This window comes from Streptomyces sp. NPDC002888 (genome assembly GCF_042888465.1).
In the GTDB taxonomy this organism is placed as follows: Bacteria; Actinomycetota; Actinomycetes; order Streptomycetales; family Streptomycetaceae; genus Streptomyces.
Genome location: NZ_JBIAPU010000017.1, coordinates 78,299 through 105,285, shown reverse-complemented (window position 1 = coordinate 105,285; position 26,987 = coordinate 78,299). Strand labels below are relative to the sequence as shown.

General features: G+C 71.7%; 22 protein-coding genes and 1 riboswitch. Of the genes, 19 read left to right on the top strand and 3 right to left on the bottom strand.

Annotated features, from left to right (window positions below; translation table 11 throughout):
* Positions 1 to 12 precede the first annotated feature (12 nt).
* The 13 genes from hpnC (at position 13) to ACFYWX_RS26695 (ending at position 13,926) form a co-directional block, all read left to right on the top strand.
* Positions 13 to 915 carry a squalene synthase HpnC gene (gene hpnC / locus ACFYWX_RS26755; protein WP_389426642.1) on the top strand — a complete coding sequence of 301 codons (903 nt, stop codon included), beginning with the start codon at positions 13 to 15 and terminating at the stop codon, positions 913 to 915.
* A complete protein-coding gene (hpnD, locus tag ACFYWX_RS26750; RefSeq protein ID WP_389426641.1) occupies positions 912 to 1,874 on the top strand; it encodes a presqualene diphosphate synthase HpnD in 963 nt (320 codons plus the stop codon). Before hpnC ends, hpnD begins: the two co-directional genes overlap by 4 nt.
* Entirely contained in the window at positions 1,874 to 2,068 is a 195-nt protein-coding gene (locus tag ACFYWX_RS26745) for a DUF6380 family protein (protein ID WP_389426640.1), read from the top strand. Before hpnD ends, ACFYWX_RS26745 begins: the two co-directional genes overlap by 1 nt.
* Entirely contained in the window at positions 2,065 to 3,516 is a 1,452-nt protein-coding gene (gene hpnE, locus ACFYWX_RS26740; protein WP_389426639.1) for a hydroxysqualene dehydroxylase HpnE, read from the top strand. Before ACFYWX_RS26745 ends, hpnE begins: the two co-directional genes overlap by 4 nt.
* A gap of 71 nt (positions 3,517 to 3,587) precedes the next feature.
* Complete coding sequence (locus tag ACFYWX_RS26735) at positions 3,588 to 4,652, top strand: polyprenyl synthetase family protein (RefSeq protein ID WP_389426754.1); 1,065 nt, start codon at positions 3,588 to 3,590, stop codon at positions 4,650 to 4,652.
* Positions 4,653 to 4,771: 119 nt separating this feature from the next.
* Complete coding sequence (shc, locus tag ACFYWX_RS26730) at positions 4,772 to 6,781, top strand: squalene--hopene cyclase (protein WP_389426638.1); 2,010 nt, start codon at positions 4,772 to 4,774, stop codon at positions 6,779 to 6,781.
* Entirely contained in the window at positions 6,781 to 7,548 is a 768-nt protein-coding gene (locus ACFYWX_RS26725) for a 1-hydroxy-2-methyl-2-butenyl 4-diphosphate reductase (RefSeq protein ID WP_389426637.1), read from the top strand. The genes shc and ACFYWX_RS26725 overlap by 1 nt, the downstream gene beginning before the upstream one ends.
* A gap of 5 nt (positions 7,549 to 7,553) precedes the next feature.
* A complete protein-coding gene (hpnH, locus tag ACFYWX_RS26720; protein ID WP_389426636.1) occupies positions 7,554 to 8,576 on the top strand; it encodes an adenosyl-hopene transferase HpnH in 1,023 nt (340 codons plus the stop codon).
* A gap of 4 nt (positions 8,577 to 8,580) precedes the next feature.
* On the top strand, positions 8,581 to 9,738 hold the full coding sequence (ispG, locus tag ACFYWX_RS26715) for a flavodoxin-dependent (E)-4-hydroxy-3-methylbut-2-enyl-diphosphate synthase (protein ID WP_389426635.1): 1,158 nt from the start codon (positions 8,581 to 8,583) through the stop codon (positions 9,736 to 9,738).
* Between the two features lie 28 nt (positions 9,739 to 9,766).
* Positions 9,767 to 11,683 carry a 1-deoxy-D-xylulose-5-phosphate synthase gene (dxs, locus tag ACFYWX_RS26710; RefSeq protein WP_389426634.1) on the top strand — a complete coding sequence of 639 codons (1,917 nt, stop codon included), beginning with the start codon at positions 9,767 to 9,769 and terminating at the stop codon, positions 11,681 to 11,683.
* Entirely contained in the window at positions 11,680 to 13,101 is a 1,422-nt protein-coding gene (locus ACFYWX_RS26705) for an aspartate aminotransferase family protein (RefSeq protein ID WP_389426633.1), read from the top strand. Before dxs ends, ACFYWX_RS26705 begins: the two co-directional genes overlap by 4 nt.
* Before the next feature lie 67 nt (positions 13,102 to 13,168).
* The gene (locus ACFYWX_RS26700) at positions 13,169 to 13,807 is read left to right on the top strand and encodes a helix-turn-helix domain-containing protein (RefSeq protein ID WP_389426632.1); all 639 of its coding nucleotides are present in this window, start codon (positions 13,169 to 13,171) and stop codon (positions 13,805 to 13,807) included.
* Positions 13,804 to 13,926, top strand: a complete 123-nt coding sequence (locus tag ACFYWX_RS26695) for a DUF6126 family protein (RefSeq protein WP_389426631.1) — start codon at positions 13,804 to 13,806, stop codon at positions 13,924 to 13,926. Before ACFYWX_RS26700 ends, ACFYWX_RS26695 begins: the two co-directional genes overlap by 4 nt.
* 16 nt (positions 13,927 to 13,942) lie before the next feature.
* On the opposite strand, the gene ACFYWX_RS26690 is transcribed toward ACFYWX_RS26695, so the two are convergent.
* On the bottom strand, positions 13,943 to 14,740 hold the full coding sequence (locus ACFYWX_RS26690) for a tyrosine-protein phosphatase (RefSeq protein WP_389426630.1): 798 nt from the start codon (positions 14,738 to 14,740) through the stop codon (positions 13,943 to 13,945).
* Positions 14,741 to 14,962: 222 nt separating this feature from the next.
* On the opposite strand from ACFYWX_RS26690, the gene ACFYWX_RS26685 reads away from it, so the two are divergent.
* The 4 genes from ACFYWX_RS26685 (at position 14,963) to ACFYWX_RS26670 (ending at position 20,316) form a co-directional block, all read left to right on the top strand.
* On the top strand, positions 14,963 to 17,035 hold the full coding sequence (locus ACFYWX_RS26685; RefSeq protein WP_389426629.1) for an alpha-galactosidase: 2,073 nt from the start codon (positions 14,963 to 14,965) through the stop codon (positions 17,033 to 17,035).
* 303 nt (positions 17,036 to 17,338) lie between these two features.
* Positions 17,339 to 17,500, top strand: a riboswitch (cyclic di-AMP (ydaO/yuaA leader).
* 4 nt (positions 17,501 to 17,504) lie between these two features.
* Positions 17,505 to 18,437 (top strand): peptidoglycan DD-metalloendopeptidase family protein, encoded by a 933-nt coding sequence (locus ACFYWX_RS26680; RefSeq protein ID WP_389426628.1) that lies wholly within the window; start codon positions 17,505 to 17,507, stop codon positions 18,435 to 18,437.
* Between the two features lie 238 nt (positions 18,438 to 18,675).
* Positions 18,676 to 19,389 carry a DUF6250 domain-containing protein gene (locus ACFYWX_RS26675; RefSeq protein ID WP_389426627.1) on the top strand — a complete coding sequence of 238 codons (714 nt, stop codon included), beginning with the start codon at positions 18,676 to 18,678 and terminating at the stop codon, positions 19,387 to 19,389.
* A 141-nt stretch (positions 19,390 to 19,530) separates the two neighbouring features.
* Positions 19,531 to 20,316, top strand: coding sequence for an SGNH/GDSL hydrolase family protein (locus ACFYWX_RS26670; protein WP_389426753.1), 786 nt, complete (start codon positions 19,531 to 19,533; stop codon positions 20,314 to 20,316).
* A gap of 40 nt (positions 20,317 to 20,356) precedes the next feature.
* Here the strand turns inward: ACFYWX_RS26670 and ACFYWX_RS26665 are convergent, their stop codons facing one another.
* Together ACFYWX_RS26665 and ACFYWX_RS26660 are read right to left on the bottom strand one after the other, a co-directional pair.
* Positions 20,357 to 20,977 carry a TetR/AcrR family transcriptional regulator gene (locus ACFYWX_RS26665; protein WP_389426626.1) on the bottom strand — a complete coding sequence of 207 codons (621 nt, stop codon included), beginning with the start codon at positions 20,975 to 20,977 and terminating at the stop codon, positions 20,357 to 20,359.
* Positions 20,978 to 21,362: 385 nt separating this feature from the next.
* Positions 21,363 to 22,544: a Glu/Leu/Phe/Val dehydrogenase dimerization domain-containing protein gene (locus ACFYWX_RS26660; RefSeq protein ID WP_389426625.1), complete on the bottom strand. Its 1,182-nt coding sequence runs from the start codon at positions 22,542 to 22,544 to the stop codon at positions 21,363 to 21,365.
* 179 nt (positions 22,545 to 22,723) lie between these two features.
* Here ACFYWX_RS26660 and ACFYWX_RS26655 point away from each other — a divergent pair, with 179 nt between their 5' ends.
* Both ACFYWX_RS26655 and ACFYWX_RS26650 read left to right on the top strand, forming a co-directional pair.
* Positions 22,724 to 23,956, top strand: coding sequence for an MBL fold metallo-hydrolase (locus tag ACFYWX_RS26655; protein WP_389426624.1), 1,233 nt, complete (start codon positions 22,724 to 22,726; stop codon positions 23,954 to 23,956).
* A gap of 351 nt (positions 23,957 to 24,307) precedes the next feature.
* Positions 24,308 to 26,974 carry an ATP-binding protein gene (locus tag ACFYWX_RS26650; RefSeq protein WP_389426623.1) on the top strand — a complete coding sequence of 889 codons (2,667 nt, stop codon included), beginning with the start codon at positions 24,308 to 24,310 and terminating at the stop codon, positions 26,972 to 26,974.
* Positions 26,975 to 26,987 lie beyond the last annotated feature (13 nt).

Here is a 26,987-nt window from a genome sequence, read left to right as displayed (position 1 = left end):
GGGCAGCCGACGGTGACGGGCACCGACACGCCGCGCACCGGCGCCGCGGAGCGCGGCACGCTCGACAAGGCCGCGGACGAGAACTTCCCCGTGGCGCCCTTCTTCCTGCCCCGGGCCTGGCGCGCCGACCTCATGGCCGTCTACGGCTTCGCCCGCCTCGTCGACGACATCGGCGACGGCGACCTCGCCCCCGGCGGCGCCGACGCCCGCCTCCTCGGCGTGTCGCCGCGGGAGGCCGAGGACCGGCTGGTGCTCCTGGACGCCCTCGAGGCCGACCTCCACCGCGTCTTCGACGGCACCCCGCGCCACCCCCTGCTGCGGCGTCTCCAGCCCACCGTCCACCTCCGCTCGCTCACCCCCGAGCCGTTCCTCGGCCTGATCGCCGCCAACCGGCAGGACCAACTCGTGCGGCGCTACGAGACCCACGACGACCTCCTCGCCTACTGCGAACTGTCGGCCAACCCCGTCGGCCGGCTCGTCCTCGCCGTCACCGGTAGCGCCACGCCCGAGCGCATCCGCCGCTCCGACGCGATCTGCACCGCCCTGCAGATCGTCGAACACCTCCAGGACGTGGCCGAGGACCTCGGCCGCGACCGCATCTACCTGCCCGCCGCGGACATGAAGCGCTTTCACGTCCAGGAGGCGGATCTCGCCACGAACACCGCGAGCGCATCGGTGCGCGCACTGGTTGCCTACGAAGCGCAACGCGCCCGCGACCTCCTGAATGAAGGCGCCCCTCTGGTGGGTAGCGTCCACGGCAGACTCAAGCTGCTGCTCGCGGGGTTCGTGGCGGGGGGGAGGGCGGCGATCCGCGCGATCTCCGCCGCCGAATACGACGTACTTCCCGGCCCGCCCAAGCCCGGCAAGCTCCGCTTGCTGCGCGAGGTGGGCCTGACTCTGCGAGGAGAGGGGTGATCCGGACCGTGGAGTCACCACCAGACGTGTCCGCACCGGTACTCGCCGCCTACAGCTACTGCGAGGCCGTCACCGGACAGCAGGCCCGTAACTTCGCGTACGGCATCAGACTGCTGCCGACGCCCAAGCGCCGAGCGATGTCGGCGCTCTACGCGTTCTCCCGGCGTGTCGACGACATCGGCGACGGCGCGCTGGGCGACGACGTCAAAGCCGCGCGACTGGAGGACACCAGGGCGCTGCTCACCCGGATCCGCCAGGACGAGATCGACGAGGACGACACCGACCCGGTCGCCGTCGCCCTCACCCACGCCGCCCGGGCCTTCCCGATCCCGCTGGGCGGCCTGGACGAGCTCATCGACGGCGTGCTCATGGACGTACGCGGTGAGGCCTACGAGACCTGGGACGACCTGAAGGTGTACTGCCGCTGCGTGGCGGGCGCCATCGGGCGGCTCTCGCTCGGCGTGTTCGGTACGGAACCGGGGGCGCGCGGCGCCGAGCGCGCTCCGGAGTACGCCGACACGCTCGGCCTCGCGCTGCAACTCACCAACATCCTCAGGGACATCCGCGAGGACGCCGAGGGCGGCCGCACCTATCTGCCCGCCGACGACCTCGCCAAGTTCGGCTGCTCGGCCGGGTTCAGCGGGCCGACACCACCGGAGGGCTCCGACTTCGCGGGCCTCGTGCACTTCGAAGTGCGACGGGCCCGCGCTCTTTTCGCCGAGGGCTACCGGCTGCTGCCCATGCTCGACCGGCGCAGCGGCGCCTGTGTCGCCGCCATGGCCGGCATCTACCGCCGTCTGCTCGACCGCATCGAACGCCACCCGGAGGCCGTGCTCCGCGGCCGGGTCTCGCTGCCCGGACGCGAGAAGGCGTACGTGGCCGTGCGCGGTCTTTCCGGGCTCGACACCCGGCACGTCACCCGGCATGTGTCCCGGCGGACCGTCAGGAGGCGCGCCTGATGGAGATCCTGGGCCGAGGCGACTCCACCGACGACATGGGCCGAGGTGACCGCACCGACGACATGCGCCGAGGCGGCCGCACCGGCCGCATCCGGCACGCAACCCTCCGGCGCGGGGCGGCGTCCCTGACTGCGACGGCTCGCCGCGCATGCTCGTCGCAGCTCGGCGGGGCCGCAGGGGAGGGTGCACGATGACCGACGGCACGCGGCCCGACCGGCTGCTCGCGGACGCTCCCGGAGACGGTGTCCATGAGCGCGGAACCCACGGCGGGAGGGACGCCGTCGTGGTGGGCGGCGGGCTCGCCGGCATCACCACCGCGCTCGCGCTCGCCGACGCCGGTGTGCGCGTGACCCTGCTCGAAGGCCGGCCGAGACTGGGCGGCCTCGCCTTCTCCTTCCGACGCGGCGAACTGACCGTCGACAACGGCCAACACGTCTATCTGCGCTGCTGCACCGCCTACCGCTGGTTCCTCGACCGGATCGAGGGCGCGGCGCTGGCTCCGCTGCAGGACCGTCTCGACGTGCCCGTCCTCGACATCACCAAGCCCGAGGGGCGGCGGCTGGGCAGGCTGCGGCGCGACGCGCTGCCGGTGCCCCTGCATCTGGGGCGCAGCCTCGCGACGTATCCGCACCTCTCGCTCGCCGAACGCGCGAAGGTCGGCCGTGCCGCGCTCGCGCTCAAGGGGCTCGACCTCGCCGATCCGACCCTGGACGCACAGGACTTCGGCAGCTGGCTGACCGCGCACGGTCAGTCGGCACGTGCCGTCGAGGCCCTGTGGGACCTGGTCGGGGTCGCCACCCTCAACGCGGTCGCGGGCGACGCCTCCCTGGGGCTCGCCGCGATGGTGTTCAAGACCGGTCTGCTGTCGGACCCGGGCGCGGCCGACATCGGCTGGGCGCGCGTACCGCTGGGCGAACTGCACGACCGGCTGGCCCGCAAGGCGCTCGACTCCGCGGGCGTGCGTACCGAAGTCCGTACACGAGTCACCTCCATCTCTACTGACGAAAACGGGACTTGGAGCGTTCAGGTTCCCGGGGAGACGCTCCGGGCCGACGCGGTCGTGCTCGCCGTACCGCAGCGGGAGGCGCACGGACTGCTGCCGGACGGAGCGCTCGAAGCGCCCGGACACCTGCTGGAGATCGACACCGCGCCGATCCTCAACGTGCACGTCGTCTACGACCGCAAGGTGCTCGCCCGCCCGTTCTTCACCGCCCTCGGCTCCCCGGTGCAGTGGGTCTTCGACCGCACCGAGGCGTCGGGGCTGCGCGAGGGCCAGTACCTCGCCCTGTCGCAGTCGGCCGCGCAGGACGAGATCGAGGAGCCCGTCGCCGTCCTGCGTGAGCGCTACCTGCCCGAACTGGAGCGGCTGCTGCCCGGCGCGCGGGGCGCCGAGGTGCGGGACTTCTTCGTGACCCGGGAGCGCACGGCGACGTTCGCGCCCACCCCCGGCGTCGGACGGCTCAGGCCCGGCGCCCGCACCAAGGCCCCCGGCCTCTACCTGGCCGGAGCGTGGACCGCCACAGGGTGGCCCGCGACCATGGAGAGCGCGGTCCGCAGCGGTGTGAGCGCGGCGGACGCCGCGCTGAGCGCTCTGGGCCGGCCCCGCCCCCGCCACCTCTTCGGCTTCGAGGAGGCAGCGTGACGTTCGATCAGCACGGCTCGGCAGGTCAACGCACCTCCGGTACCGCAACAAGAGGAGAGACTGTGCCCACTGTGCCCCCGGCCTCGACGGCCGCCCGGAGGACACCGGTGGACGTGACCGCGTTGCTGGAGCGCGGGCGGACCCTGGCCACCCCGGTACTGCGCGCGGCGATCGACCGCCTGGCGTCGCCCATGGACACTGTTTCCGCCTACCACTTCGGCTGGATCGACGCCCACGGCAACCCCACGGACGGCGACGGCGGCAAGGCCGTACGCCCCGCCCTGGCCGTGCTGTCCGCGGAGGTCACCGGGGCGGCGCCCGAGGTCGGCGTGCCCGGCGCGGTCGCCGTCGAACTGGTCCACAACTTCTCGCTCCTGCACGACGACCTGATGGACGGCGACGAGCAGCGCCGCCACCGCGACACCGTCTGGAAGGTGCACGGCCCCGCCCAGGCGATCCTCGTCGGCGACGCCCTGTTCGCCCTCGCCAACGAGGTCCTGCTGGAACTCGGCACGGTGGAGGCCGGCCGGGCCACCCGCCGCCTGACCACCGCCACACGCGCGTTGATCGACGGCCAGGCGCAGGACATCTCCTACGAGCACCGCGACCGCGTCAGCGTCGAGGAGTGTCTGGAGATGGAGGGCAACAAGACGGGCGCCCTGCTGGCCTGCGCCAGCTCGATCGGCGCGGTGCTCGGCGGCGCGAACGAGCACACCGCCGACACGCTGGAGAAGTACGGCTACCACCTGGGTCTCGCCTTCCAGGCCGTCGACGACCTCCTCGGCATCTGGGGCGACCCGGTCTCCACCGGCAAGCAGACCTGGAGCGACCTGCGCCAGCGCAAGAAGTCCCTGCCGGTCGTGGCCGCGCTCGCGGCGGGCGGCGCCGCCTCCGAGCGGCTCGGCGAGATGCTCGCCGCGGACGCCAAGAGCAGCGACTTCGAGAACTTCTCCGAGGAGGAGTTCGCGGCCCGCGCGGCCCTCATCGAGGAGGCCGGCGGCCGCGAGTGGACCGCCGAAGAGGCACGTCGTCAGCACACCATCGCCATCGAAGCCCTCGACGCCGTCGACATGCCCGACCACGTGCGGGCCCGGTTCACGGCGCTCGCGGACTTCGTCGTCGTACGAAAGAGATGATCACTATCGGTCGAATACTCCTCGCGTAGTCGCCGGCCGGTGTCGCGGACACCCGCGCACCGGCCGACGGCGGACCCACAGCAGACAGCACCACTTGCACACTGCACGAAGGGGAAGCCATGACAGCGACGACCGACGGAAGCACCGGGGCCCTGCCGCCCCGCGCTGCCGCGGCCAGCGAAACCGACAGCAATGTCCCCGCGGCGGCCGGGGTCCACGAAGCCGCCACGCGCGCGGTCCGGCGCGCCACCGACTTCCTGCTCTCCCGCCAGGACGCCGAAGGCTGGTGGAAGGGCGACCTCGAGACGAACGTCACGATGGACGCCGAGGACCTGCTGCTCCGTCAGTTCCTGGGCATCCGCGACGAGTCGACCACCCGGGCCGCCGCCCTCTTCATCCGCGGCGAACAGCGCGAGGACGGCACCTGGGCCACCTTCTACGGCGGACCCGGCGAACTCTCCACCACCATCGAGGCGTACGTCGCCCTCCGCCTGGCCGGCGACGCCCCCGACGACCCCCACATGGCGAAGGCGTCGGAGTGGATCCGTGCCCGGGGAGGCATCGCCGCCGCCCGCGTCTTCACCCGCATCTGGCTGGCCCTGTTCGGCTGGTGGAAGTGGGAGGACCTGCCCGAACTCCCGCCGGAGCTCATCTACTTCCCGAAGTGGGTGCCGCTCAACATCTACGACTTCGGCTGCTGGGCCCGGCAGACCATCGTGCCGCTCACCGTCGTCTCCGCGAAGCGCCCGGTACGGCCCGCGCCCTTCCCCCTCGACGAGCTGCACACCGACCCGGGCAACCCCAACCCGCACAAGCCCTTGGCCCCCGTGGCCAGTTGGGACGGCGCCTTCCAGCGTCTCGACAAGGCGCTGCACGCGCTGCGCAAAGTCGCCCCGCGCAGACTGCGCAGGGCCGCGATGAACACCGCCGCCCGCTGGATCATCGAACGCCAGGAGAACGACGGCTGCTGGGGCGGCATCCAGCCCCCCGCTGTGTACTCCCTCATCGCGCTGCACCTGCTCGGCTACGACCTTCAACACCCCGTGATGCGCGAGGGACTCGCCTCCCTGGACCGGTTCGCCGTCTGGCGCGAGGACGGTGCGCGGATGATCGAGGCCTGCCAGTCGCCGGTGTGGGACACCTGCCTGGCGACCATCGCCCTCGTCGACGCCGGGGTGCCCGCTGATCATCCCCAAGTCGTCAGGGCAGCGGACTGGATGCTCGGCGAGGAGATCGTCCGGCCCGGCGACTGGGCCGTCAAGCGACCCCAACTGCCGCCGGGCGGCTGGGCTTTCGAGTTCCACAACGACAACTATCCCGACATCGACGACACCGCCGAGGTCGCCCTCGCGCTGCGCCGCGTCAAGCACCCGGACCCTGACAGCGTCGACCGGGCCATCGGGCGCGGGGTGCGCTGGAATCTCGGCATGCAGTCGAAGAACGGGGCGTGGGGCGCCTTCGACGTCGACAACACCAGCCCGTTCCCCAACCGGCTGCCGTTCTGCGACTTCGGCGAGGTCATCGACCCGCCGTCCGCGGACGTCACCGCGCACGTCGTGGAGATGCTCGCCGTCGAGGGACTCACCCACGACCCGCGCACCCGCCGCGGAATCGAGTGGCTGCTCGCCGAACAGGAACCGGACGGCTCGTGGTTCGGGCGCTGGGGTGTCAACTACGTCTACGGCACCGGGTCGGTGGTGCCCGCCCTGACCGCCGCGGGCCTGCCCGGCTCGCACCCCGCGATCCGGCGGGCCGTGGCCTGGCTGGAGAGCGTCCAGAACGACGACGGCGGCTGGGGTGAGGACCTGCGCTCCTACCGGCACGTCAAGGAGTGGAGCGGCCGGGGCGACTCGACCGCCTCGCAGACGGGCTGGGCGCTGATGGCCCTGCTGGCGGCGGGGGAGAAGGACTCCAAGGCCGTCGAGCGGGGCGTCGAGTGGCTCGCGGCCACCCAGCGGGAGGACGGTTCCTGGGACGAGCCCTACTTCACCGGCACCGGCTTCCCGTGGGACTTCTCCATCAACTACCACCTCTATCGCCAGGTCTTCCCGCTCACCGCTCTCGGCCGCTACCTGCACGGAGACCCCTTCGCCGACCGGCAGCCGCCCGCCGAGGCCAAGGGGAGCTGATGACCACCAAGCCCGCCCCGGCCCCGCTGCTGATCGCCTGCGCGCTCGGCATCGAGCACCTCGCCCTGCGCATGGGCGACCGCAGCGTGAGGCGGAGGGGCGCGCCGGTGTCGAGAGCTCGAGCGCGCGGAGGCCCCGACGCAGGAGGGGCTGAGCACGGTCGAGCTCTCGACACCGGCTTTCCGCGCCCCGGAGCCGAACCGATCGAGTGGGCAGCCGGCGGGCCGGTCACGGTCCTGCGGACGGGCATGGGACCCCGGGCGGCCGAACGCTCCGTCGGCCGGGTCCTGGCCGACCCGGTGATCGGCGGGGCCGCCGTGCTGGCCACGGGCTTCTGCGCGGGGCTCGCCCCCGGTATGCACCCCGGCGACCTGGTCGTCGCCGAGGAGACCCGGGACCCCCGCGGAAACGTCCCCTGTGTGGCGACCGAGCTGCTCGTGAAGGAACTGGTGCGCACCCTGCCCGGGCGTACGGTCCACACCGGCCCCCTGGTGGGCTCCGACCACGTCGTGCGCGGACACGAACGGTCCGCTCTGCGCGCGACCGGCGCAATCGCGGTCGACATGGAGTCCGCGGCCACGCTCCTGAGCGCCGTCCACGCGGGCGAGCGCCCGGTTGCGGCCGTCCGGGTGGTCGTGGACGCTCCAGAACATGAACTCGTCCGGATCGGCACGGTGCGCGGTGGAATATCAGCCTTCCGCGTCCTTCGCTCTGTCCTGCCTGTTTTCTTCGAATGGCACCGTAATGTGCTGCTCCCCCGGAGGTGAGCCTCATGGCCATGCCGCTGCGCCAGTCCATCAAGGTCGCTACATACCTGGCCGAACAGAAACTCCGTAAGCGGGACAAGTTTCCGCTGATCGTGGAGCTCGAACCCCTCTACGCCTGCAACCTGAAATGCGAGGGCTGCGGCAAGATCCAGCACCCGGCCGGTGTGCTCAAACAGCGTATGCCGGTCGCCCAGGCCGTCGGAGCGGTGCTCGAATCCGGGGCCCCGATGGTGTCCATCGCGGGCGGCGAGCCGCTGATGCACCCTCAGATCGACGAGATCGTGCGCCAGTTGGTGGCGAAGAGGAAGTACGTCTTCCTGTGCACCAACGCCATGCTGCTGCGCAAGAAGATGGACAAGTTCAAGCCCTCCCCGTACTTCGCCTTCGCCGTGCACATCGACGGGCTGCGTGAGCGGCACGACGAGTCCGTGGCGAAGGAGGGGGTGTTCGACGAGGCGGTGGAGGCCATCAAGGAGGCCAAGCGGCGCGGCTTCCGGGTGACCACCAACTCGACCTTCTTCAACACCGACACCCCGCAGACCATCATCGAGGTGCTGAACTTCCTCAACGACGACCTGAAGGTCGACGAGATGATGATCTCGCCCGCCTACGCCTACGAGAAGGCGCCCGACCAGGAGCATTTCCTGGGCGTGGAGCAGACCCGCGAACTGTTCAAGAAGGCCTTCTCGGGCGGCAACCGGCGCCGCTGGCGGCTCAACCACTCGCCGCTCTTCCTGGACTTCCTGGAGGGCAAGGTCGACTTCCCGTGCACCGCGTGGGCGATCCCGAACTACTCCCTCTTCGGCTGGCAGCGCCCCTGCTACCTGATGAGTGACGGGTACGTGCCGACGTACCGCGAGCTGATCGAGGAGACCGACTGGGACAAGTACGGCCGCGGCAGGGATCCGCGCTGCGCCAACTGCATGGCGCACTGCGGCTACGAGCCCACCGCCGTCCTCGCCACCATGGGCTCCCTGAAGGAGTCCCTGCGGGCCATGCGCGAGACCGTCTCCGGAAACCGCGAGTGACGCCGTGACGGCCATCCCCTTGGGCGTTCCCGAGGTACCGGTCCGGCCGATCGCCGAGCGGCGCGTGTCGCGGCGTATCCAGGTCGGGCCGGTGGCCGTCGGGGGCGGGGCCCCCGTGTCGGTGCAGTCGATGACGACGACCCGTACGTCGGACATCGGCGCCACGTTGCAGCAGATCGCCGAGCTCACCGCGTCCGGCTGCCAGATCGTCCGGGTCGCCTGCCCCACGCAGGACGACGCTGACGCCCTCGCGACCATCGCCCGCAAGTCGCAGATCCCGGTGATCGCGGACATCCACTTCCAGCCGAAGTACGTGTTCGCCGCGATCGAGGCGGGCTGTGCGGCCGTCCGGGTGAATCCCGGCAACATCAAGCAGTTCGACGACCGGGTGAAGGAGATCGCGCAAGCCGCCAAGGAACACGGCACCCCGATCCGCATCGGTGTCAACGCCGGCTCGCTGGACCGGCGGCTGCTGCAGAAGTACGGGAAGGCGACCCCGGAAGCCCTCGTCGAGTCGGCGCTGTGGGAGGCGTCCCTCTTCGAGGAGCACGACTTCCGGGACATCAAGATCTCCGTCAAGCACAACGACCCGGTCGTCATGGTCGAGGCGTACACGCAGCTCGCCGCCCGGTGCGACTACCCGCTGCACCTCGGCGTCACGGAGGCGGGCCCAGCGTTCCAGGGGACGATCAAGTCGGCGGTGGCGTTCGGGGCGCTGCTCTCCCGGGGCATCGGGGACACCATCCGGGTGTCGCTGTCCGCGCCGCCCTCCGAGGAGGTCAAGGTCGGCATCCAGATCCTTCAGGCCCTGGGGCTCCGGCAGCGGCGTCTGGAGATCGTCTCCTGTCCGTCCTGCGGGCGGGCCCAGGTCGACGTCTACAAACTGGCCGACGAGGTCACCGCGGGCCTGGAGGGCATGGAGGTCCCCTTGCGCGTCGCGGTCATGGGGTGTGTGGTCAACGGCCCCGGCGAGGCGCGGGAGGCGGATCTGGGGGTCGCCTCCGGCAACGGCAAGGGCCAGATCTTCGTCAGGGGCGAGGTCGTCAAGACCGTGCCCGAATCGAAGATCGTGGAGACCCTCATCGAGGAGGCGATGAGGATCGCCGAGCAGATGGAGCAGGACGGCGCCGCGTCGGGGGAACCGACCGTCACCGTGAGTTGAACGGCACGGACCGAGAGGGGGCCCGAGCGTGACGATCCTGGAGAACATCCGGCAACCACGTGACCTGAAGGCGCTGTCCGAGGCGGAACTCGGTGAACTGTCCGAGGAGATCAGGGAGTTCCTGGTGCACGCGGTCGCCAGAACGGGCGGCCACCTGGGACCGAACCTGGGCGTGGTGGAGCTGACCATCGCGCTGCACCGGGTCTTCGAGTCGCCGGTCGACCGCATCCTGTGGGACACCGGACACCAGAGCTACGTACACAAACTGCTGACGGGACGTCAGGACTTCTCCAAGCTGCGCGGCAAGGGCGGCCTGTCCGGCTACCCGTCCCGTGAGGAGTCCGAGCACGACGTCATCGAGAACAGCCACGCGTCCACCGCGCTCGGCTGGGCCGACGGGCTCGCCAAGGCCCGCCAGGTGCAGGGCGAGAAGGGGCACGTCGTCGCGGTCATCGGCGACGGGGCGCTGACCGGCGGCATGGCCTGGGAGGCGCTCAACAACATCGCGGCCGCCAAGGACCGGCCGCTGATCATCGTCGTCAACGACAACGAACGCTCGTACGCACCGACCATCGGCGGCCTCGCCAACCACCTGGCCGCCCTGCGCACCACCGACAGCTACGAGAAGGTCCTGGCCTGGGGGAAGGACGTACTGCTGCGGACCCCGGTCGTCGGCAGCACCCTCTACGAGTCGCTGCACGGCGCGAAGAAGGGCTTCAAGGACGCCTTCGCCCCGCAGGGCATGTTCGAGGACCTCGGGCTGAAGTACGTCGGCCCGATCGACGGGCACGACATCAAGGCCGTGGAGTCGGCGCTGCGGCGCGCCAAACGCTTCCACGGGCCGGTCCTGGTGCACTGCCTCACCGAGAAGGGACGCGGCTACGAGCCCGCCCTCGCGCACGAGGAGGACCACTTCCACACCGTCGGCGTGATGGACCCGCTCACCTGCGCGCCGCTCGTCCCCTCCAGCGGGCCGTCGTGGACGTCGGTGTTCGGCCACGAGATCGTCAGGATCGGCGAGGCGCGCGACGACGTCGTGGCGATCACGGCGGCCATGCTGCACCCGGTGGGCCTGGGCGCGTTCGCCGAACGGTTCCCGGACCGGGTGTGGGACGTGGGCATCGCCGAGCAGCACGCGGCGGTGAGCGCGGCAGGCCTGGCGACCGGTGGACTGCACCCCGTCGTCGCCGTCTACGCCACCTTCCTCAACCGCGCCTTCGACCAGCTGCTGATGGACGTCGCCCTGCACCGCTGCGGGGTCACGTTCGTGCTGGACCGGGCCGGCGTCACCGGCGTCGACGGTGCCTCCCACAACGGCATGTGGGACATGTCGGTGCTCCAGGCCGTCCCCGGGCTGCGGATCGCCGCCCCGCGCGACGCCGAGCAGCTGCGCGCGCAGCTGCGGGAGGCCGTCGCGGTGGACGACGCACCGACCCTGGTCCGCTTCCCGAAGGAGTCGGTGGGGCCGGAGATCCCCGCGGTCGACCACGTCGGCGGCATGGACGTGCTGCACCGCGCGCCGCGGCCCGAGGTGCTGCTCGTCGCGGTCGGTGTCATGGCTCCCGTGTGCCTCCAAGCGGCCGAGCTGCTTCAGGCGCGCGGGATCACGTGCACGGTCGTCGACCCCCGCTGGGTCAAGCCGGTCGACCCGGCCCTTCCGGGCCTCGCCGCCGAGCACCGTCTGGTGGCCGTCGTCGAGGACAACAGCCGAGCGGCCGGCGTCGGCTCCGCCGTCGCGCTCGCCCTGGGCGACGCCGACGTCGACGTGCCGGTACGCCGTTTCGGCATCCCCGAGCAGTTCCTCGCGCACGCCAAGCGGGGCGAGGTGCTGGCCGACATCGGCCTCACGCCGGTGGAGGTCGCCGGCCGGATCGGCGCGAGCCTGGCCACGAGGGAGGCGGGCAGGGCCGTCGAGGAAGAGCTGTCCAAGGAGAAACAGGAATGACAACCGCCGAATCCGCGTCGCAGCCGTCGGGCCCGGCCGGGGACTTCGACCTCGGCGCCCTGCTCGCCGCACGCGGAGCCGAGCGCTACGAGCTGCACGCCAAACACCTCAACCACCAGCTCCCGCGCATGCTGCACACCATCGGCTTCGACAAGGTCTACGAGCGGGGTGAGGGCGCCTACTTCTGGGACGCGGACGGCAACGACTACCTCGACATGCTCGCCGGTTTCGGGGTGATGGGCCTCGGCCGCCACCACCCCGTCGTCCGCAGGGCGCTGCACGACGTCCTCGACGCCCAGCTCGCCGACCTCACCCGCTTCGACTGCCAGCCCCTGCCCGGGCTGCTGGCCGAGCGGCTGCTCACGCACAGTCCGCACCTGGACCGGGTGTTCTTCGGCAACAGCGGCACGGAGGCGGTCGAGACGGCGCTGAAGTTCGCCCGGTACGCGACGGGGAAGCCCCGGATCCTGTACTGCGATCACGCGTTCCACGGGCTGACCACCGGCTCGCTGTCCGTCAACGGCGAGTCCGGCTTCCGCGACGGCTTCGCTCCGCTGCTGCCCGACACGGCCGTCCCGCTCGGCGACCTCGACGCTCTGGCGAGGGAGCTGAAGAAGGGCGATGTGGCGGCCCTCGTCGTCGAGCCGATCCAGGGCAAGGGCGTGCACGAGGCCCCGCCCGGCTACCTGCGCGCCGCGCAGGAACTGCTGCACCGGCACAAGGCGCTGCTGATCGCGGACGAGGTGCAGACCGGACTCGGCCGAACCGGCGACTTCTACGCCCACCAGCACGAGGACGGCGTCGAGCCGGACCTGGTGTGCGTGGCGAAGGCGCTCTCGGGCGGCTATGTGCCGGTCGGGGCCACGCTCGGCAAGGACTGGATCTTCAAGAAGGTCTACTCGTCGATGGACCGGGTGCTGGTCCACTCGGCGAGCTTCGGATCGAACGCGCAGGCGATGGCGGCGGGCCTGGCCGTGCTGTCGGTCATGGAGAACGAGCAGATCGTCGCGAACGCGCGCGCCACCGGGGAGCTGCTGAGGTCCCGGCTCGCCGCGCTGGTCGACACGTACGAACTGCTCGCCGACGTCCGCGGCCGGGGCCTGATGATCGGCATCGAGTTCGGCCGGCCGAAGTCGCTGAAGCTGCGCAGCCGCTGGGCGATGCTCCAGGCCGCCCGCAAGGGGCTCTTCGCGCAGATGGTGGTCGTCCCGCTGCTCCAGCGGCACAGGATCCTCACCCAGGTCTCCGGCGACCACCTGGAGGTCATCAAGCTGATCCCGCCGCTGATCATCGGCGAGCGCGAGGTGGACCGGTTCGTCGACGCCTTCACGGAGGTGATGGACGACGCCCACGGTGGGGGCGGGCTGATGTGGGACTTCGGCAAGACCCTGATCAAGCAGGCGGTGGCGAACCGGTAGGGCTCGCTGGGTTTGCCTCTGAGGCAAGGAATTTGCCGCAGAGGCAAACCTCCGGCTCAATGGAGGCATGAGCTCCTCCGAACCCGACACCGGGACCGGGGCCGAATCCGGGGCCGAACCCGGCGTCGAGGCCGTCGTCGCGCCCAGGCTGCGGGCCCTGCGCCGGCGTGCCTCCCTCACCCTGGAGGCCGCGGCCCGCGCCGCCGGGCTTTCAGCCGCCCACCTCTCCCGACTGGAGACCGGGCAGCGCCAGCCCTCCCTGCCGATGCTGCTCGCGCTGGCCCGTATCTACGGTACGACGGTCTCGGAGCTGCTCGGCGAGACGGCCGCCGACCGGGACGCCGTCGTACGCGCCACCGACATGGAGCCGACCGCGGCGGGCGGCTGGACATACTGGCAGGCCGGCGCCCCCGGGCGCGGGATGCAGGCCCTGCGCGTCCATGTGCCGCACGGCTCGCAGGGCGACATCGTGCGCGTGCACCCCGGCGAGGAGTGGCTGCACGTCCTCAAGGGGCGGCTGCTCCTGCGCCTCGGCGACACCGCGCACCGGCTCGGGCCGGGCGACAGTGCGCACTTCGACTCGCTTACCCCGCACCGCATCGCCGCGCGGGACCCCGACGGGGTCGAACTCCTCTTCGTCCACACGCTGCTGCAGAGCCCCACGGCGACGCTCTGCCTCGGCCCCACCACGGGAGAAACGCCATGAGCGACATCGAACAGAAGTTCCCTCGTGCCCTCTGGGTCCGGCTGATCATCTACATCGCCGTGGGACACGCCCTCGCCGCCTTCATCTGGCTGCTGTTCGAGGCCGGGGCCCGGCACTAGAGGACGCGGCTCGACCTCAGTCGAGGAGCCGCCCGCGCAGCCGGTCCCGGGTCTTCGGGGCGAGTCCCAGCCCCTGCTCCAGGTAGGGGTCGACGCCGCCCCAGGTTTCCTCGATGGTCTCGAAGGCCGCCGACAGGTAGGCGGCGCGGGCGTCGAAGAGGGGGCTGAGCAGCTCCATGACCTCGGGGGAGTAGGCGCCGGCGGAGGAGCCGCCGCGGTGCACCTTGTAGCGGCGGTGCTTGGCGTTCGACTCCAGGTAGTCGGTGACGATCGCCTCGCGCTCCACGCCCAGGGCCAGCAGCGTCACGGCTATGGACAGCCCCGCGCGGTCCTTGCCGGCCGCACAGTGCATCAGGGCCGGGACGCTGTCCTCGGCGAGGGCGTGCAGCACCTGGGAGTGCTCGGCCGTGCGCTCCTTGATGATCGTGCGGTACGAGGTGATCATCCGGTGGGCGGCCTTGCCGTCGCCGAGGATCTCGCGCAGCTGGTCGGCGTGGCCGTCGCGGACCATCTTCCAGAACTCGGAGCCGTCCGCCGGGTCGGACAGCGGCAGGTTCACATTGCGCACGCCCGGCAGCTCGACGTCCGGACCCTCCAGCTTCTGGTCCGCCGCGTTGCGGAAATCGAAGATCGTGTGCAGGCCCAGGGTGGTGAGGAACGCGGCGTCGTCGTCGGTCGCGTGCGCGAGATGGCCGCTGCGGAACAGCACTCCGTGCCGCACCCGCCGTCCGTCTGCCGTCGGCAGTCCGCCCACGTCGCGGAAGTTGCGCACCCCGGCCAGCTCGGGTTCGGTCGACGGGACCTGCTGCGTCACGGGGGCTCCTCCCAGTCGGCCCCCGCCTGCGCGGCTCGTCGAATGACCGACGGGGTGCGGTCTCGACCATACGACACCGATTTACGGGCCAACGAGTTGTCCACAGGCCGATTACGGGTGGCATGCCGCGGCGACGCGTTGTCCACAGGCGTTGCCCGGAACGCCTCCGGACCTTGATGATGTTGGTGCTTGATCGCACCTGTTCGGATCTGTGAGGCCTGAATGCTGGAGATCGCGGAAAACGGCCGTACGTGGCTGCTCTCGGGACCCACGAGCAGCTACGCCGTCCACGTCACCGAGGACCACGAGCTCCTCCATCTGCACTGGGGCCCGAGAATCGCCCTGGCGGACGCCGAGGCCCTCGCCGTCCGCCCGCTGCCCGACTACTGGCCCTTCGAGTCCCCGCTCGACGGCCGCGAGGAGTACCCCGTCGAGGGGGGCCCGCGCTTCACCCGGCCCGCCCTGTCCGTGCGCACCGACGAGCGGCGCGGCACCGAGTGGCGCTTCGAGGCGTACGACACCGAGGGCGACCTCCTGCGACTGCGTTTCCGGGACGCCGGGCTGCTCGTCACGCTGCACTACCGCATCCGCGACGACGTGGTCGAGCGCTGGGTCACGCTCGACAACCAGGGACCCGCCTCCCTGGAGCTGCTGCGCGCCGACTCCGCCACCTGGACCCTGCCCGACCGTGACGGCTGGCGCCTGTCGCAGCTGCACGGCCGCTGGGCCGCCGAGTCCCGGCTGACGTCCTCCCCCCTCACCTACGGTGAGAAGGTGATCGGCAGCCGTCGCGGCCACACCGGTCACCAGCACCTCCCGTGGGTCGCCCTCGACACCGACGCGACCGAGGAGCGCGGCGAGGTCTACGGCTGTGCGCTCGGCTGGTCCGGCTCCTGGCGGATCGCCGTCGCCCAACTCCCGGACGCGCGCGTGCAGATCACCGGCGGCGCCGGGTACGACGACTCGGGCCTGCTGCGCCTCGCGGCGGGGGAGTCGTACACCACGCCCGTCTTCGCCGGCCTGTGGAGCGACGGCGGCTTCGGCGGCGCGAGCCGGGTCTGGCACGCCTACCAGCGGACGTACGTCGTCCCGGACGCCGAGCGGGACCGGCCCGTGCTGTTCAACTCCTGGGAGGCCACCGAGTTCGACATCTCCGAGGAGCAGCAGGCGACCCTCGCGCGGCAGGCAGCGACCATCGGCGTCGAACTGTTCGTGGTCGACGACGGCTGGTTCGGGGCGCGCACCAGCGACCGCGCCGGGCTCGGCGACTGGCGGCCCAACCCGGACCGCTTCCCCGGCGGCCTGCAGCCGCTCGCCGACTACGTCCACGCCCTCGGGATGCAGTTCGGCATCTGGGTCGAGCCCGAGATGGTGAACCCGGACAGCGAGCTGTACCGGGCGCACCCCGACTGGGTGCAGTACCAACCGGGACGAAAGCGGACTGAACTCCGCAATCAGCTCGTACTGAACCTCGCCCGCCGGGATGTCCAGGACTATCTCTGGGAGCAGCTCGACGCTCTCCTCTCCAGCGCCCCGATCGACTACGTGAAGTGGGACTTCAACCGCTGCTTCACCGACGCCGGCTGGCCGGGCGAGGAGTATCCGCAGCGACTCTGGGTCGACCACGTGAACGCCCTCTACGCCCTGCTGGACCGGCTGCGGGCGGCGCACCCGGGTGTCGCCTTCGAGTCCTGCTCGGGCGGTGGCGGCCGGATCGACCTCGGCGTGCTGAGCCGTACGGACCAGGTGTGGACCTCCGACAACACCGACCCCCTCGACCGGCTCGCCATCCAGCACGGCTTCAGCCAGATCCACCCCGCGCGGGTCATGGCCGCCTGGGTCACCGACAGCCCCAACACTCAGCTCAACGGCCGGGTCAGCTCCCTGCGCTTCCGGTTCGTCAGTGCCATGGCGGGCGTCCTCGGAGTCGGCGGCGACCTCGCCCAGTGGACCGAGGACGAACTCGCCGAGGCCCGGGAGTGGGTGGAGCTCTACAAGAAGATCCGTCCGCTGGTGCAGCACGGGGACCTTTACCGGCTACGGCCCCCGCGGGGCGGACTCAGTGCCGTGCAGTACGTCCGCGGGGACGAGTCCGTCGTCCTGGCCTGGCTGCAGGCGCAGCATCACGGCGAGCCGGTGCCGGCGCTGCGGCTGCGCGGGCTCGACCCGACAGCCTCGTACGAATGCCTCGAAACGGGCGAAATTCATCGAGGTGCCGTGCTGTTGCACCACGGGCTGCGCACCGGACTGCGGGGTGACCTGGATGCGGCAGTTCTCCGGCTGCGCCGCATCTGAGAGTTCTGTCCGAATTGCAGGGTTAATTCCAATTCGCTCTGAAAGAAAAGGGTCTGGAGCGACGTCACGTGATTAGCGTCATATCCGTGACCGTGCGTCGCCCGTCATGTCCACGTAATTCAGGTGGTTTTCAAGGGCTTTCACGAAAAACGGTGCCTTCGTATTACACGGAGTGTCACCGGGGATTCTCGCGGCGGATCACGAAAAGCGCATTGCCACGCAACCCTCTGCTTGTCCCTTCGCGTCCTGGTCGCTTACGTTCCACACCAATCCGGACGGACGCCCAATCCTGCCGCCGCCGGAGAACCGCACCCACTGACCCGTGCACGGCAGGAGCGGGGGACCCACAGGTAAGACCGCCTGTTCCGGTTCCCGGAACGGCTTGGGGTTAAGCCGCGCCTCGGCGCGGCCGGGCATCTCCAGCTCGCACCCGACAGCTCACCTCGCAGGCGCCGGAGAGGAATTCGCCATGCCCGCGAAGGGTAAGCACCGCCGCCCGAAGACCCAACGTTTCACCCGCTCCATCGCCGTCGCCGGAACCGGTGGCGCAGCGCTCGCCCTCCCCCTTCTCGGGGCCACCGGCGCCCACGCCGCTCCTTCCCAGTCCGCTCCCGAAAAGGCCGTTCAGTCCGCTCCGGTGGTGGAGAAGAAGGCCGCCGAGAAGAAGACCGCCGCGGACAACGCGAGCGCGCGGACCTACACCGTGAAGTCCGGCGACTACCTCTCGAAGATCGCCGAGGCCCAGCACCTCAGCGGTGGCTGGAAGAAGCTCTACGCCGACAACCGCGAGGCCATCGGCTCCGACCCGTCGCTCATCCACCCCGGCCTGAAGCTCTCCATAGGCAAGAAGGCCGCGACGAGCACCGGCAAGCCGTCCTCCTCGGAGTCGAAGGCGTCCAAGCCCTCGGCCTCCTCGAAGACCTCCACGTCCTCGAAGTCCTCCGCCGCGAAGACCACGACGGCCACCCAGTCCAACGACACCTCCACCGGCAGCGGTTACACCCTCCCCGTGGCAGGCGCCACCATCGGCACCCCGTACCACATGGCGGGCAGCATGTGGTCCAGCGGCTACCACACCGGCGTCGACTTCGTCGTCCCGACCGGCACGTCCCTCAAGGCCGTGGCCGCGGGCACGGTCGTCTCCGCGGGCTGGGGCGGCGCGTACGGCAACCAGGTCGTCATCAAGCTGGGCGACGGTTACTACGCCCAGTACGGCCACCTGTCCTCGCTCTCCGTCTCCGCCGGTCAGACCGTGACCGAGGGTCAGCAGGTCGGCCTCTCCGGCGCGACCGGCAACGTGACCGGACCGCACCTGCACTTCGAGATCCGGACCACCCCGGACTACGGCTCGGACGTGGACCCGGTCGCCTACCTCCGCTCGCACGGCGTCACCGTCGGCTGACGGAGCACCGCACCCCCGCACCACACCCCTGCCTGACACGCTGCCGAAGGCCGGACCCCGATCCCCGGGTCCGGCCTTCGGTGTGTCCGGACTCGCTCGCTCATGATCGCCGCGTTGCGGTTCTGTGGCAGGGGTTCCAGGAGTGTCGACAGCGAGGGCGGAGCCGGGAGACAGTGATCCCCGTCAGATGGCAAGCGCTTTCCATCCCGCACTTCACCCCGAGAAGGAGCCGTTTCCCGTGACGACCACGCGCAGAGCGTTCGGCGCCCTGGCTGCCGGCGCCGCCCTGGCCGGCCTCGCCCCCGCCACCACCGCGAGCGCCACGCCCCGCCACCGCCGCCTCATCGCCCACGACGACTTCCGCCACGGCCTCGACCGGTGGGCCGTCGAACTCGAGAAGGGCGGCACCGTCACCGCCTCCCGCGGCATCCTGGAGGTCGACGTGCCCGCCGGTGCGACGATCTGGTTCAGGCAGCCGCTCGAGGCTCCGTACGTCCTGGAGTACACCGCCACCCCCGTCTCCGCCGGCGGCGTCAACGACCGTGTCTCGGACCTCAACAATTTCTGGAACGCCGTCGACGTCCGCTCCCCGGACGACCTCTTCGCCACCCGGCGCGGCGGCGCGCTCGCCGAGTACGACTACCTCAAGACGTACTACGTCGGCTACGGCGCCAACACCAACACCACCACCCGGCTGCGCCGTTACGTCGGCCAGGCGGACGTGCGCCCGCTGATCTACGACTACACCGAGCCGCTGCTCGTCGCGAACGAGCCGAACCACGTCCGCATCGTCTCCGACGGCTCAACTGTGCGCTGGTGGAACAACGGGCGGCTCGTCTTCGACTACACCGACCCGGAGCCGTACACCGGCGGGCATTTCGCGTTCCGCACGACCTGGAGCCACTTCCGGATCAGCGGATTCCGGGTGTGGTCCCTGCACCGGCAGGCCTGACGCCCTATTCCCTGATTGGCAAACTCTTTAGCAGTGGCTTATCTCACCGCCCGTCAACCCTTGCCTACGGTCGCGTAGGTCACATTCGGGGGTGAATCATGAACTGCTGTGGCAGACGATTCGAAGAATGACAGCAGATCAGTGATCGGGTCGTACGTGGCGGTGGGGGACAGCTTCACCGAGGGCGTAGGCGACCCCGGCCCCGACGGGGCGTTCGTCGGCTGGGCCGACCGGTTCGCGGTATTGCTCGCGGACCGGCGGCCCGAGGGCGACTTCGAGTACACCAACTTCGCGGTACGGGGCAAACTCCTCGACCAGATCGTGGCGGACCAACTCCCGCAGGCCGTCGCGCTCGCGCCGGACCTGGTCTCCTTCTGTGCGGGCGGCAACGACATCCTCCGCCCCGGCACCGACCCGGACGAGGTCGCCGAGCGCTTCGAGCAGGCGATCGCGGCGCTGACCGCCGTGGCCGGCACCGTGATGGTGACGACCGGCTTCGACACCCGTGGCATCCCCGTGCTCAAGCATCTGCGCGGCAAGATCGCCACCTACAACGGGCACGTCCGCGCCGTCGCCGACCGGTACGGCTGTCCCGTGCTCGACCTGTGGTCGCTGAAGTCCGTCCAGGACCGCCGGGCCTGGGACCACGACCGGCTGCACCTGTCTCCCGAGGGGCACACGCGCGTGGCGCTGCGCGCCGGGCAGGCCCTCGGCCTCGAGGTCCCCGCCGACCCGGAGCAGCCCTGGCCTCCGCTCCCGGTGCGCGGCACCCTCGACGTGCGGCGGGACGACGTGCACTGGGCGCGCGAGTATCTGGTGCCGTGGATCGGCCGGCGGCTGCGCGGGGAGTCCTCGGGCGACCACGTGACGGCCAAGGGCACCCTGTCGCCGGACGACATCAGGATGCGGATCGCCGCGGTGGCGTGAAGGGTGGATCGGGAGGTCTGGCGGGCGCTCGGTGCGGCGCTCACCGATCCGACGCCGTCAACGCCTCCCGCTCCACCCCGAGTTCCCGGGCCAGCGCGTCGTCGACCCACTCGAGTGCGCGCACCCGGGGCACCCCACCCTCGTACGACGTCATCTGCACGGCGAGCCCGTCGAGCAGGGCCGTCAGCCGCAGGGCGGCACCGGTGGGGTCGGGGCACGCGAACTCGCCGCCGGCCACGCCCTCCGTGATGACCTCGGTGATCGCCGCCTTCCACCGCCGGTCGAGGCCCCGGGTGACCTCCCGCAGGGCGGGCTCGCGCAGCGCCACCGCCCAGCCCTCGATCCACAGCCGCCAGCCCTTGGCCTGCCCCGTCGGGGCATACCAGCGCACGGCCGACCGCAGCCGCCGCAGTGCCGTCGTGCGGCGGCCGAGGAGCTTGCGCAGATGCGCGAGGTCGTCCTCGGCGGCGCGGGTGAAGGCGGCGGCGACCAGCTTCTCCTTCGTCGAGAAGTGGTAGAGCACCAGCGCGTTGCTCACACCGAGCGCCGAGGCCACATCGGCGATCCTCACCGCCGCCACGCCCCGCGCCTCGATCTGCTCGACGGCGGCCCGCAACAACTCCTCGCGCCGCTCCGCCACACTCAACCGCACTCTTGCCACGCGGTCACCCTAGCCCGGCCTCCGCAGTGGGCGCCCCCAGCGGTCCCGCCCGAACCGCTCGTCCACCCCGTCGGCGCCCACGAACCGCCCGACCTCCCCTTTCGGCCCGGCCGAACCGCTCGGCCGTCCTCGGCGGCCCCGGCCGAACCGCTCGTCCGCCCCGGTCGGTGCCCACGAACCGCTCGCCCCCTTCCGGTCCGTGCCCGAGAACCGGAAGGCCTCTCCTTTTCGGCTCCGGCCCAACCGCTCGACCCTCCTCGGCGGTCCCGCCCGAACCGCTCGTGCGCCCCCGTCAGTCCCGGCCGAACCGCTCGGCCGTCCTCAGCGGTACCAGCCGAACCGCTCGTGTGCCCTCGCCAGTCCCGGCCGAACCGCTCGGCCGTCCTCAGCGGTACCAGCCGAACCGCTCGGCGATCAGCGGCAGCCGGTCCTCGGCGATGGTGTGGGCGGCGGCGCGTGGGGTCGTCCCGTCGGCCTGCGCGCGGGCCAGCATCAGATCGACCAGGGCCCGCATGGAGCGGCGCGTGTACGCGAACGCCTCGTCCGCGTCCGGGCCGATGTCGCCGAAGAGCGTCCACCACCACCAGGCGTTCGTCCCGGAGTTGACCACGACGTCCGGCAGCACGGTCACCCCGCGCGCGGTCAGCAGCGCCTCCGCGTCGGGCAGGACGGGCATGTTGGCCGCCTCGACCACCCAACGTGCGGTGATCCCCTCCTGGTTCACGGCGTCGATCGCGTACGAGACCGCCGCCGGTACCAGGACCTCGGCGTCGGCGGACAGCCAGGCGTCGCCCGGCAGTTCGCGGTCGCCGGGGCGCAGCACACCCCGGTCGACCGTGCCGTGGGCGTCCCGCGCCGCCAGCAGCGCCTCGACGTCGAGTCCGGCCGGGTTGGCGACCGTGCCCTTGACGTCGGCGACGGCCACCACCGTCAGTCCCGCGCGCGCGAGGAACCGCGCCGTGGCCCCGCCCATCGTGCCCAGCCCCTGCACGGCGACCCGCGCCCCCGCGTACGGCACACCGGCCCGGTCCAGGGCCGCGAGCGCCGACTCGGCGACCCCACAGCCGCCGACCAGCTCGTCCAGGCCGATGCCGTCCACCTCCACGGTGAACGCGTCCGCGAGCCGCCGCCGGGCCGCGGCCTCGTCGTCGAGCAGCGGATACACGGCCTGGATCGACGACACCAGCCCCGCCTCGGCGGCGGCCCGGTCGACCAGGTCCTGGGTGAGACCGAGGTCCTCCCCGGTGGTCCAGAAGCGCTCTATGTACGGCCGCATGGCGCGCAGGTAGCGCACGAGCAGCCCGTACGCCTCCGGGTCCCGCGGATCGCAGTCGATGCCGCCCTTGGCGCCGCCCAGGGGGACGTAACGGCTCTCGGGGTCGTAGTGCAGCGCCTCCTTCATGGTCATGCCGCGCGCGAGCCCGGCGACCTCGTCCAGCGTGCAGCCCTCCCGCATCCGCAGACCACCGCTCGCGACGCCGCGCACCAGCCGGTCGACGACGAGATGGCCCGGGCGACCGGTGACGTGGTCGACCCAGGTGAGGGACAACAGGGGCGACGCGGGCATGCGGACTCCTCGGCCCAAATACTGAACGGTAATTCAGTATCGAGAGCCTGCGGATGCCGTGTCAACGGACCGGAGGGGTCCTCGGCGGCGGGACAGGAGGGTCGGTCGTGACCCGCCCGGCCTCCGGTTGTCGGTGGGGCCGACCATAATGGGATCCCCCGACTCCATCTGGAGGTCCCGTGACCGGTTTCCGTTCCCCGAGCTCCGGGCTCCGCGCGCTGCAGCCCGCGGCCTTCGGTGCGGACCCGAGCGGTGAGCGCATGGCGCGCATCCGCAGATCACGCCACTTCAAGGACGGGGTCTTCCAGAATCCCGGCGGTCCCTCCCGGATCCGGCCCTCCGGCTCGGCCCTCGACTTCGCGAAGCGTTATTTCGACAAGGAGGACCGCCCCCGCCGCGCCCCCTCCGGCACGATCCCGGTGCACGCCACCACGCTCGCCGACATCGCCAAGCCGCCCGCCACCGGCCTGCGGCTGACCTGGATGGGCCACTCCAGCGTGCTCGCGGAGATCGACGGACACCGGGTGCTCTTCGACCCGGTCTGGGGCGAGCGCTGCTCGCCCTTCCCGTTCGCCGGACCCAAGCGGCTGCACCCGGCGCCCCTGCCGCTGGCCGCGCTCGGCCCGGTCGACGTCGTCGTCATCTCGCACGACCACTACGACCATCTGGACCTGCCCACGATCAAGGCGCTGGCCGGCACGGACACCCTGTTCGCCGTGCCGCTCGGCGTCGGCGCCCACCTCGAGCACTGGGGAGTGTCCGCCGACCGGCTGCGCGAGCTGGACTGGCACGAGGCGACCAAGGTCGGCGGCCTCACCCTGACCGCCACCCCGGCACGCCACTTCTGCGGCCGCGGCCTGCGCAACACCCAGCACACCCTGTGGGCCTCCTGGGCCGTCACCGGAGACGAGCACCGGATCTACCACAGCGGTGACACCGGGTACTTCGAGGGCTTCAAGGACATAGGCACCGAGTACGGGCCCTTCGACGCCACGATGATCCAGATCGGCGCGTACTCCGACTACTGGCCCGAGGGCCACACGGACCGCACTCCGCATCCCGGAGCGTGGCCGGACATCCACATGTCGCCCGCGCAGGGCGTCCAGGCCCACCTCGACCTCCAGGGCGGCCGGCCGCACGGCGTGCTGCTGCCGATCCACTGGGGCACCTTCAACCTGGCCCTGCACGCGTGGGCGGAGCCGGGGGAGTGGACGCAGGACGCCGCGGAGGAGGCCGGGCAGGCGGCCGTGTTCCCGCGCCCCGGCGAGCCCTTCGAGCCCGGGGGAACGCTCCCCACCGCCCCCTGGTGGCGAGCGGTGTCCGCGCCCCTCGCACATCCGTGGCGCCCCGGCACCCAAGACGTCGCCCCGGAGGTCACTCGGGGCGATGTCGACCTAGCGGGTGACCGCTGACGCGGCTCCCCGTCAACCGGGGAAGAAGGCGTGAGGCGTCCCCCGATCGGGTGATGTGCGGTCGCGCCCTCGGAGAGCGCGCCCTCTGCGCGGCGCGCATCTCCGACCGTTTCTGAACAGCCCCGACCGCTTCTTTTTCCTTCAAGGCTGGGCTCTTCGAGGTACTTGTCGTTCTGTCGTACCAGCGCTCCTACCACAGCCGGAGGGCGTGCGCGGCACTTTGTCAACTGCCCACCGCACATGGCGCATCGGCGACTACTGTCAGTGGCCGTCGGGCGACGCAGGGCCCCTTTTTCTCGGCCCTCTCGACCGACACCGGCCCGACGGACCAGTACCAGTACGAGGACACCGATGTCTCACCTCCGCGCACCGGCCGCACGCGCAGACCGCCGTGAGGGCGGGCGGCACGGGCGGCCGGTCCCCCGTGCCGTACCGCCACTGGCCGAGACACACATACGGCCCCAACTCCTGCGTCTGGCGGTACTCCCGCCGATCGCGGTCGCCCTCAGCGCCTGCGCGGCCGTGCTCTTCACCGTCCGCTCCACCGGGGCACGCCCCAGCCTCACCCTGTGGGGGGTGCTGGCCGGCGCGATCGCCGTGACCGGCGCGGGCATCGTGATCGCCGCCGTCGCCGCCAACCGCGCCGCCCGGTGCGTGAGCGACCGCATCGGCGCGCTGCGCGAGAGCAGCGCCCGCGGCGAGGCCGACCTGCGGGCCCTCGTCGAGGCGCTGCGCCGGGGCGAGGGTGCTCCGCAGCGCAAGCCGCGCGGCGGTGCGCCCGAGGACGCCGACGAGTTCGAACTGCTCGCCGCGGACCTGTCCCGTGCGCACGACGGAGCCGTCACCGCCGTCGTGCAGGCCGCCCAGCTCTCCAGCCAGACCGGCAGCGAACAGAAACTCGAGGTCTTCGTCAACCTCGCCCGCCGGCTCCAGTCGCTCGTGCACCGCGAGATCTCGATCCTCGACGAGCTGGAGAACGAGATCGAGGACCCGGACCTGCTCAAGGGCCTCTTCCACGTCGACCACCTCGCGACCCGCATCCGCCGCCACGCCGAGAACCTCGCCGTGCTCGGTGGCGCGGTCTCCCGCCGGCAGTGGAGCAACCCCGTCTCCATGACGGAGGTGCTGCGGTCCGCCATCGCCGAGGTCGAGCAGTACTCGCGGGTCAAGCTCGTCCCGCCGATCGACGGCGAGCTGGGCGGCCACGCCGTCGCCGACGTGATCCACCTGCTGGCCGAACTCATCGAGAACGCCACGGTGTTCTCCGCGCCGCACACCCAGGTGCTGCTGCGCGCCAACCTGGTCACCTCCGGGCTCGCCGTCGAGGTGGAGGACCGCGGCCTCGGCATGCCCGTCGAGGAGCAGAGCCGGATGAACGCCCTGCTCGCCGACCCCGACCAGGTCAACGTCGCCCGCCTCCTCGCCGACGGCCGCATCGGCCTGTTCGTCGTCTCCCAACTGGCCCGCCGCCACGGCATCCGGGTACGGCTGCAGACGAACATCTACGGCGGAGTGCAGGCGGTACTCGTGGTCCCGCAGGCAGTGCTGGGAACCGCACCGGGGGCTTCCGCCACGGCCGGCACGGGGGCGACGGTGCCCGCAGGCACGGAGACGACGGCCGCGGCAGGCCCGGGAGCACCGGGGAGTACGGCGGCACCGGTGAGTCAGGGGAGCGCACCCGGGGTCTCCGGGGCCGCGACGTCGGGCCTCTCCGGCGCAGTGGCCTCCGCTGCCCGGGGCACCGCGACTCCTGGAACCTCCGAGAGTGCGACGCCGGGAAGCGCCGGGCGAACGGCGCCCGGATCCCCGCTCACGGCAACGCCGGGCGCCCCCGGCGCGACATCACGGGGAAGCCTGGCCGCCGGCGCGGCATCAGAAGGCCGGGGCATCACAGCACCGGTAATCCCCGGCGCGGCCGCCCCCGACGCCCTCGGCGCGGCAACCCAGGTCGGCCGAGGGACCGTACCCCGGTCGCCCGCTCTCGCGGACGCCGACAGTTCCCTCGTACCGCCGTCGCGGCAGCGCCCGCACAGCGCATCGGCCTTCGACACCGCCCAGCCGACCGCCCCTCCCGTCGCCCTGCCGCGCCCGAACGAGCACCCGCGACCCACGCCTCCCCCGGCGAATCCGGCGCCGGACGGCAGCCGACCCGCGCCCGCGGCTGCGGACGCCGACAGGCCCATGCCCCCCGGGCCGGAGCGCGGTTGGCCCACGCCTGCCGCATCGGACGGCACTCGCCCCGTACCCCCGGCAGCCTTCGGCAGCTACCTCGCGCCCTTCACGTCGGACGGCAGTCTCCCTGTGCCCTTCCCCCGGGAGGGCAGTCGCCCCGTACCCCCGGCGGCCGACGGCAGCTACCTCGCGCCCTTCACCCCGGACGCCAGTCACCCCGCACCCCCCGCCCCGGACGCCAGTCACCCCGCGCCCCCCACCCCGGACCCCAGCCGCACCGCCCCCGCCCCCCTCCCCAGGCGTGGTGGGCGTGGGCAGCGGGCCAATCCTGCGGAGGCCGTGCCTGGGATTCGGGCTGCGGATCGGCATATCGTCGCGCAGAACGCGGGGGCTATGCCCACCCCGCGGGTCGGGACCGTGCGCGGGACGATGGGGAAGCCGCAGCTGCCGCGGCGGCGGGCTCAGGAACACATCGCACCGCAGTTGCGCGGTGGGCCGGCGCCACGTCAGGACGCCGAGCGGCAGCCCGTCGGCCACGACCCGGGCCTGATGGCGGCCTTCCAGCGCGGGATCGGCCTCGCCGAGGCCCAGCAGAGCCTGGAGTCGGACGGCACCCACACGGACCCCGCACCCCCGAACGCACCCGCAGCCGCGCCCCGCACCGTACCGCCGCCCCGGAGCCTGCCGCCCCTGGAGGTCCGGCGCCCGGACGCGAGCCGCATAACCGGGGCCCGCCCCGGGCGCCCGCCCGCGCCACCCGAGACGCATGAGGCGCGCGACGGACTGGCCGCGCCCGGCCCCGACCACCACACCACCCGGCACGACGGGAGCGCACCCGCCGGATGAGCACCCCCCTCTC